This window comes from Quadrisphaera sp. DVD1, from assembly GCF_058932755.1.
This window is the reverse complement of sequence record NZ_JBZYWI010000148.1, coordinates 1-7,388: the sequence shown is the minus strand read 5'-3', so window position 1 is coordinate 7,388 and position 7,388 is coordinate 1. Positions and strand designations below refer to the sequence as shown.

The 7,388-nt window shown below is 77.0% G+C and carries 5 protein-coding genes; all 5 read left to right on the top strand.

The annotated features are described in order from the left end of the window. On the top strand, positions 1 to 1,726 hold a 1,726-nt coding region (locus AC5FZL_RS14030; protein ID WP_493619509.1), incomplete at its 5' end, for a peptidoglycan D,D-transpeptidase FtsI family protein. 59 nt (positions 1,727 to 1,785) lie between these two features. Next, positions 1,786 to 3,360, top strand: a complete 1,575-nt coding sequence (locus AC5FZL_RS14025; protein ID WP_493619508.1) for a UDP-N-acetylmuramoyl-L-alanyl-D-glutamate--2,6-diaminopimelate ligase — start codon at positions 1,786 to 1,788, stop codon at positions 3,358 to 3,360. Next, complete coding sequence (locus AC5FZL_RS14020) at positions 3,357 to 4,814, top strand: UDP-N-acetylmuramoyl-tripeptide--D-alanyl-D-alanine ligase (protein WP_493619507.1); 1,458 nt, start codon at positions 3,357 to 3,359, stop codon at positions 4,812 to 4,814. The genes AC5FZL_RS14025 and AC5FZL_RS14020 overlap by 4 nt, the downstream gene beginning before the upstream one ends. Beyond that, positions 4,811 to 5,899: a phospho-N-acetylmuramoyl-pentapeptide-transferase gene (gene mraY / locus AC5FZL_RS14015; RefSeq protein WP_493619506.1), complete on the top strand. Its 1,089-nt coding sequence runs from the start codon at positions 4,811 to 4,813 to the stop codon at positions 5,897 to 5,899. Before AC5FZL_RS14020 ends, mraY begins: the two co-directional genes overlap by 4 nt. After that, complete coding sequence (murD, locus tag AC5FZL_RS14010) at positions 5,889 to 7,361, top strand: UDP-N-acetylmuramoyl-L-alanine--D-glutamate ligase (RefSeq protein WP_493619505.1); 1,473 nt, start codon at positions 5,889 to 5,891, stop codon at positions 7,359 to 7,361. The genes mraY and murD overlap by 11 nt, the downstream gene beginning before the upstream one ends. Positions 7,362 to 7,388 lie beyond the last annotated feature (27 nt).

Below are 7,388 nucleotides of genomic sequence, written 5' to 3'. Positions count from 1 at the left end.
CGCCCTCGTCCTGCTCGTGGTGGGGGCCTTCACCGGCCGGCTGCTGCAGGTGCAGGCCCTGGACGCCACCGAGCTGGCCGCCGACGCCCTCGGCAACCGCCTCGTGCCGGTCACCCTGCCGGCGGCCCGCGGCACCATCACCGACGCGAACGGCGCGGTGCTGGCCGAGAGCGTCGAGCGGCGCGACGTCACCGTCGACCCGCGGCTGTTCGCCCCCGGGAGCACCTGGGACCCGCCGCAGGAGTGGACGCCGGAGAAGACCCCCGCGGAGGCCGCCGCCGAGCTGGCCCCGCTGCTCGGGCTGGACGCCGCCCAGGTCGAGGCCGCGCTGACCTGGGACGGGAAGAGCCGGTTCGAGTACGTGGCCCGGCGCGTCACCCCGCAGGTCTGGCGGCAGGTGCAGGCGCTGGACATCCCCGGCATCTACAGCGAGGAGACCAGCCAGCGGGTCTACCCGGCCGGCTCGGTGGCCGGGAACCTCGTCGGCTTCCTCGGCCGCGACGGCACCCCGCTCGCCGGGCTGGAGGTGGCCGAGGACGACCTGCTCACGGGCACGGACGGCCACGAGACGTACGAGCGCGGCCACGACGGCCAGCGGATCCCCATGGGGGAGAGCACCTACACCGCCCCCGTCGACGGCACCGGGGTGCGGCTGACGATCGACAGCGACCTGCAGTGGTACGCCCAGCAGGCCATCACCGCCCGGGTGGCCGAGGTCGGCGCGGCGTGGGGCACCGTGGTGGCGCTGACCCCCGACGGCCAGGTGCTCGCCCTGGCGGAGTCGGGGTCGGTCGACCCCAACGACCCCGGGGCCACGCCGCCGGAGGAGCGGGGCAACCGGGCGCTGGAGACCACGATCGAGCCCGGCTCCACCGGCAAGGTGATCACCGCCGCGGCCGCGATCGAGGAGGGCCTGGTCTCGCCGGACACCCGTCTGGTCGTCCCCGGGGAGCTCCCCGTGCCCCGGGCCGGCACGATCCACGACTCCCACGCGCACGGGCCCGAGAAGATGACCTTCGCCGGCGTGCTGGCGCAGTCCTCGAACGTCGGGACCGTGATGGTCGGGCAGGAGCTGAGCAAGCAGCAGCGCTACGACTACCTGCGCGCCTTCGGCATCGGCTCCGAGCAGCTGGGGATGCCCGGTGAGACCTCCGGGATCCTCGCCGCGCCCGACGACTGGGACGGCCGCCAGGAGTACAACGTGCTCTTCGGCCAGGGCTACGGCGTCAACGTCCTGCAGGCCGCGCAGGTCTACGCCACCCTGGCGAACGGCGGGGTGCGCGTGCAGCCGCACGTCATCGCCGGCACCACCGCCGCCGACGGCACGTACACGCCCGCCGACCCGGGGGCCGGCACCCGGGTGGTCAGCGCCGAGACCTCCCGGCAGGTCATCTCGATGCTCGAGGGCGCCGTCGGGGAGGAGGGCACGGGCACCAGCGCCAACGTCCCGGGCTACCGCGTGGCCGGCAAGACCGGGACCGCCGAGGACCTGCCCGCCAGCGCCGCCTCGGGCAAGAGCGAGTACACCGCCTCGTTCATCGGCCTGGCCCCGGCGGAGGACCCGCAGATCATCCTCGCCGTGACGCTCCAGCACCCGCAGACCGGCCACTACGGCGGTCCTGTCGCCGGGCCCGTCTTCGCCGACGTCATGTCCTACGCCCTCCAGCAGCGCGGTGTCGCTCCCAGCAGCACCCAGCCCGACCTGGTGCCCTTGAGCTACGAGTGAGCGCCCCTCCTGCCCGAACCGCCCCGGGCCCGCGCCACCGGCCCGGTAGCCTCGCGCAGGTGCCGAGCCCAGGGACCACCACGTCCGGACCGGTGCCCCGGCCCCGCCACGTCGCCGGCGCGAGCCTGGCCGAGCTGGCCGCCCTGGTGGGCGCCGCGGCGCCCGCCGGCGCCGACGCGGTCGTCGTCACCGGCGCCACGCTGGACTCGCGCGCCGTCCGGCCGGGCGACCTCTACGCCGCGCTGCCGGGCGCCCGCACCCACGGCGCCCGCTTCGCCGCCCAGGCGGCCGCCGACGGGGCCGCCGCCGTGCTCACCGACCCCGCCGGGGCCCCGGCCGCCGCGGACGCCGGCCTGCCGGCCCTCGTCGTGGCCGACCCCCGTGCCGTCCTCGGCGCCGTCTCCGCGCGGGTCTACGGCCACCCGGCCGACGCCCTGCTGCTCGTCGGCGTGACCGGCACGAACGGCAAGACGACGACCAGCCACCTCGTGGAGTCCGCCCTCGCCGCGGCGGGGTGGTCGACCGGCCTGGTCGGGACGGTGGGCACCCGCGTGGCCGGGCGCGCCCTGCCCAGCGCGCGCACCACCCCCGAGGCCCCCGAGCTGCACGCGCTGCTGGCGCTGATGCGCGAGGAGGGCGTGCGGGCGTGCTGCATGGAGGTCTCCAGCCACGCGGTGAGCCTGCACCGGGTCGACGGGCTGGTGCTCGACGTCGCCGGCTTCACCAACCTCTCGCAGGACCACCTGGACTTCCACCCCACGATGGAGGACTACTTCGCCGCCAAGGCCGCGCTCTTCACCCCCGAGCGCGCCCGGTGCGGCGTCGTCGTCGTCGACGACGACTGGGGCCGGCGCCTGGCCGCCCGGGCCTCGGCCGCGGGCCTGCCGGTCACCACGGTGAGCACCGGCGGTGCGCCCGCGACCTGGCGCCTGCGCGCCGGCTCGGTGCGCCCGCGCGAGGACGGCCTCCCGGGGGCGGCGTTCACCCTCGAGGGGCCGGCCGGCGCGGTGCAGGACCTCGCCACGCCCCTGCCGGGCACCTTCAACGTCGCCAACACCGCGCTGGCCTTCGCGGTCCTGCTCGAGGCCGGGCTGGACGCCGGGGGCGCGGCCCGCGGCCTCGCCGCGGCCGCCGGGGTGCCGGGCCGGATGGAGGTGGTGCCGTCACCGGAGGGCGCACCGCGCGGGATCGTCGACTACGCGCACACCCCCGGAGCGGTCGAGGCGGCCCTGGCCGCGCTGCGCCCGAGCACGTCGGGCAGGCTCGTCGTCGTGCTGGGCGCTGGAGGAGACCGCGACCCGGGCAAGCGCACGGCGATGGGGGCCGCAGCGGCGCTCGGCGCCGACGCCGTCGTGGTCACCGACGACAACCCCCGCTCGGAGGACCCCGCCGCCGTCCGGGCCGCCGTCCTGGCCGGCGCGCGCGGCGCCGGCGGCACCGCGCTGGTGCACGAGGTCGCCGGCCGCGCGGCCGCGGTGGCCCTCGGCGTCGAGCTCGCCGGGGGAGCCGCCGGCACGGTGCTCGTGGCCGGCAAGGGCCACGAGCAGGGGCAGGAGGTCGCCGGCGTGGTCCACCCCTTCGACGACCGCGCCGTCCTGGCCGAGGCCCTGGCCGCGGCGGGAGGCGCCCGGTGATCGCCATGGGCCTGGGCGACGTCGCGGCCGCCGTCGGCGGCCGGCTGACCGGTTCCGCCGACCCGGCGGCGCTGGTCACCGCCGTGACGACCGACTCCCGCGCCGCCGGCCCCGGCACCCTCTTCGTGGCCATCGCGGGGGAGCGCGTGGACGGCCACGACTTCGCGCTGCCCGCGGTGGGCGCCGGAGCGGTCGCGGTGCTGGCCTCGCGCGAGGTGGGCGTGCCCGCCGTCGTCGTCCCCGGCAGCGTGCTCGACGCCCTGGCCGACCTGGCCCGCGAGTCCCTGGCCCGTCGCCGCGCCCTGACCGGGGCGGTCCCGCTGGACGTCGTCGCGGTCACCGGCAGCTCGGGCAAGACGAGCACCAAGGACCTGCTCGCGCAGGTGCTGGCCACCGCCGGGCCCACGGTGGCCCCGCCGGGCTCGTTCAACAACGAGCTGGGCGTGCCGCTGACCGCACTGTCGGTGGGCGAGGACACCCGCTTCCTCGTCGTGGAGATGGGCGCGCGCGGCATCGGCCACATCGCCGCGCTGTGCGCCACCACCGGCCCGCGCGTGGGCGCCGTGCTCAACGTGGGCAGCGCCCACCTCGGGGAGTTCGGCGGCGTGGAGGAGATCGCCCGGGCCAAGGGCGAGCTCGTCGAGGCGCTGCCGGCTGCCGCCGACGGCGGCGTGGCGGTGCTCAGCGCCGACGACGCCCGGGTGGCGGCGATGGCCTCGCGCACGGCGGCGGCGGTCCTGCGCTTCGGGCTGGCGCCGGAGGCGGACCTGCGCGCCGAGGACGTCGTCCTCGACGACCGCGGCCGCGCCTCCTTCACGCTGGTCGCCCCCGACGGGAGCGCGCCGGTGGCCCTGTCCCTGCACGGCGAGCACCACGTGCTCAACGCCCTCGCCACCGCCGCCGTCGCGCACGCGAGCGGGCTGGCCGTGGCCGACGTCGCCCGGGCGCTGAGCGCCGCGACCGCGGCCAGCCGCTGGCGCATGGAGGTCACCGAGCGCCCGGACGGCGTCACCGTCGTCAACGACGCCTACAACGCCAACCCCGAGTCCGTGCGCGCCGCGCTGCGGGCCCTCGTGGCGATGGCCCGCGGCGGGCGCACCTGGGCCGTGCTCGGGGAGATGCTCGAGCTGGGGGAGGCCTCGACCGCCGAGCACGACGCCCTCGGCCGCCTCGCCGTCCGCCTGGACGTCTCGCGCGTCGTGGCCGTCGGCGACGGCGCCCGCCCGCTCTACACCGGCGCGCTGCTCGAGGGCTCGTGGGGCGAGGAGGCGACCTGGGTGCCCGACGCCGACGCGGCCGCCGCCCTGCTCGCCGAGCAGCTGCGCCCCGGTGACGTCGTGCTCGTGAAGTCCTCCCACGCCGTCGGGCTCCACCGCCTGGGCGACCTGCTGGCCGGGTCGGGAGCGGGCGTGCCGCAGGATGGGGCCGCGCAGGAGAGGGGGGACCGGGCGTGAGAGCGATCCTGCTGGCCGGGACGGTCGGGCTGCTGGTGTCCCTGTTCGGCACCCCGCTGTACATCCGCTTCCTCGTCAGGCGCGGCTACGGGCAGTTCATCCGCGACGACGGCCCGACGACGCACCACACCAAGCGCGGCACGCCCACCATGGGCGGCGCGGTGCTGATCCTGGCGACCGTCCTGGGCTACCTGCTGGCCCACGCGGCCACCCTGAACCCGGTCAGCGCCTCCGCGGTCCTCGTGCTCGGGCTCATGGTCGGGCTGGGCGCGGTCGGCTTCGTCGACGACTTCACGAAGATCTCCAAGCAGCGCAGCCTCGGCCTGCGCTCGGGGCCCAAGCTCGTCGGCCAGGCCGCGGTCGCCATCGTCTTCGCCCTCCTGGCCCTGCAGTTCCCGGACGGCAACGGCTACACCCCGGCGTCCACCGCGGTCTCCTTCACCCGCGACACGGCGGTCGACTTCTTCCAGGTCGGCTCGGTCGTGGGCTCGGTGCTCTTCGTCATCTGGGCCCTGCTCATGGTGGCGGGGACGAGCAACGGCGTGAACCTCACCGACGGCCTGGACGGCCTGGCCACCGGCGCCACGGCCTTCGTCGCCGGGGCCTACCTGCTCATCGGGCTGTGGCAGTCGAACCAGAGCTGCGGGGTCACCGGGTTCACCTCCCGGTGCTACGAGACCCGCGACCCGCGCGACCTCGCCGTGGTCGCCGCCGCGCTGCTCGGCGCCTGCATCGGGTTCCTGTGGTGGAACGCCTCGCCGGCGAAGATCTTCATGGGCGACACCGGGTCGCTGGCGCTGGGCGGCGCGCTCGCCGGGCTGGCGATCACCACCCGCACCGAGCTGCTGCTCGTCGTGCTCGGCGGCCTGTTCGCCCTCATCACCCTGTCGGTGATCATCCAGGTGGGCTCCTTCAAGCTCACCCGGCGCCGGGTCTTCCGGATGGCGCCGCTGCAGCACCACTTCGAGCTCGTCGGCTGGGCCGAGGTCACCATCGTCACCCGCTTCTGGATCATCGCGAGCCTGTTCGTGGGCCTGGGGCTGGGCATCTTCTACTCCGAGTGGCTGGTCGGCAATGACCTCTGAGGCTCCTGCTCCCGCGCCCGTCGACTGGCAGGGCCGGCGCGTCGTCGTCGCCGGCCTGGCCGTCAGCGGCGCGGCCGCCGCCTACGCGCTGGCCGAGCGCGGTGCGCACGTGCTGGCCGTCGACGCCCGCGACGGCGAGGCCGAGCGCGAGCGCGCCCAGCTCCTCGACGTCCTGGGCGGGCGCTCGGCGCTGGGCCCGGACGCCGCCGCCGGCCTGCCCGCGGTCGAGGGCGGTGCGCCCGACCTCGTCGTCACCTCGCCGGGCTGGCGCCCGGACGCGCCCCTGCTCGCCGCGGCCGCGCGCGCCGGGGTGCCGGTGTGGGGCGAGGTCGAGCTGGCCTGGCGCCTGCGCGGCCCCGGAGCGGCGCCCTGGCTGACCGTGACCGGCACCAACGGCAAGACCACCACCGTGCGGATGCTCTCGGAGATCCTCGGCGCCGCGGGCCTGCGGGCCCCCGCCGCGGGCAACATCGGCACGCCGCTCGTCGAGGCCGTCCTCGACCCGGTGCCGGCCGACGTCCTGGCCGTCGAGCTGTCGAGCTTCCAGCTGCACTGGTCGCACACGCTGGCCCCGCGCGCCAGCGCCTGCCTCAACGTCGCTCCCGACCACGTCGACTGGCACGGGTCGATGGCCGCGTACACCGCCGACAAGGGCCGGGTCTACGAGGGCACCGAGGTGGCCTGCGTCTACAACGCGGACGACGACGTCACCGAGCGGCTGGTCCGCGACGCCGACGTCCAGGAGGGCTGCCGCGCGGTCGGCACCACCCTCGGCGTGCCGGGCCTGTCGATGCTCGGGGTCGTCGACGAGGTGCTGGCCGACCGCGCCTTCGTGGAGCAGCGGCGCACCAGCGCCGCCGAGCTCGCCACGGTCGACGACCTGCTCGAGGCCGCGGGCGGCGTGCTCACGCCGCACACCGTGTCGAACGCGCTGACCGCCGCCGCCCTGGCCCGCGCCCACGGGGTGGCGCCCGCGGCCGTGCGCGCCGGCCTGCGGGCCACGACGCCGGGGGCCCACCGCATCGCGGTGGTCGCCCGCTCCGGCGGCATCACCTGGGTCGACGACTCCAAGGCGACCAACCCGCACGCGGCCGCCGCCTCCCTGGCCGGCGTCGAGAGCGCCGTGTGGGTCGCCGGCGGCCTCGCCAAGGGCGCCCGCTACGACGAGCTCGTGGCCGCGCACGCCGCGCGGCTGCGCGGCGTCGTGCTCATCGGCGCCGACCGCTCCCCGCTGCGCGAGGCCCTGGCCCGCCACGCCCCGGGCGTCCCCGTCGTCGAGGTGGAGGCGGGCGCCGCCGACGCCGTCATGCCCGCGGCGGTGCGCGCGGCGGCGACGCTGGCCACCCCCGGCGACACCGTCCTGCTGGCCCCGGCCAGCGCGTCGATGGACCAGTTCACCTCCTACGCCGAGCGCGGCGACGCCTTCGCCGCTGCGGTGCTCGACCACCTGAGGAGGGGCTGACGTGGCCACGACCCGCACGACGCCGCG